The organism is Arthrobacter sp. JCM 19049, assembly GCF_001310435.1.
Genome location: NZ_BAXF01000756.1, coordinates 1 through 838, shown reverse-complemented (window position 1 = coordinate 838; position 838 = coordinate 1). Strand labels below are relative to the sequence as shown.

1 protein-coding gene, 1 tRNA gene and 1 pseudogene are annotated in these 838 nt (G+C 70.6%); 2 read left to right on the top strand and 1 reads right to left on the bottom strand.

The window, feature by feature from the left end; genetic code table 11:
- A partial coding sequence (locus JCM19049_RS21540; protein WP_279403417.1) for a hypothetical protein occupies nucleotides 1–213 on the top strand: 213 nt, incomplete at its 5' end.
- A 118-nt stretch (nucleotides 214–331) separates the two neighbouring features.
- On the opposite strand, the gene JCM19049_RS16020 is transcribed toward JCM19049_RS21540, so the two are convergent.
- Nucleotides 332–426: transfer RNA gene (locus tag JCM19049_RS16020), tRNA-Sec, on the bottom strand.
- 149 nt (nucleotides 427–575) lie between these two features.
- Between JCM19049_RS16020 and JCM19049_RS16015 the strand changes: the two are divergent.
- Nucleotides 576–838 (top strand): annotated as a pseudogene (locus JCM19049_RS16015) (hypothetical protein); the annotation flags it as partial.

Below are 838 nucleotides of genomic sequence, written 5' to 3'. Positions count from 1 at the left end.
CACCAGGCCTCACGGGCGGAGGCGGAGAGCGGCGCGCGGCCCAGGTTGGTGTGCACGATGATGCCGGTGGCGTTGAGTACCGGGCGCAGCTGGTGGGCCGGTGCCGGGCCAGCGCCGCGACCACCTGGTCTTCCACCTCTTCGGGGGCCAGGTCCCGGCCCGGGCCTGGTCCTGCACCTGGCGGATGATGCCGCGCACCAGATTCGGACCTAGGCGCTGCTCGGCGCGGCGGATCGGCTCGTGGGCCAGCAACCGGTCGGTGCGCGGGATGAGTCGGCGCGGTCGGTGGTGCCCACGGGCCCCTTCCAAAAGTCTGTGGAGCGTTGGCTGTTGGCGGAAGCGGACGGGAATCGAACCCGCCAGACCGAGATGCTCGGTCTCACCGGTTTTGAAGACCGGGGGGCCCACCAGGACCCGGACGCCTCCGTGATCATGCTAACACCGCCCCGGGTCCCGGCGGCGCCGGCACTCAGCCTGCTGTTCATTCCCGCCCCGGCCACCCTGGCAGCCGGCTTCACATCCGGCCATCATTTCGCTCGGGAGTCCGGGATATGTGCCACGATGTGATGGAGCTCATGACCTCCCGCATCGATGTGCCACCGCAGGGCGCACCGGCCGCGGGGCAATGGGCGCACGAACCAACACCTGGATGGGAAGGGGAACACGGGATTGCGGCGGCGGCTGCCGCCGGACCAATCCCGGAACACGTCATGGAGAAGAACACCACCCTGCACAACGGCGCCCCGCACGCGGATCAGGTGCGGCTGACCGGCTACGCCCACGGCGGCGGCTGCGCCTGCAAGATCCCGCCCGGCGAGCTGGAGGACGCGCTGTCCGG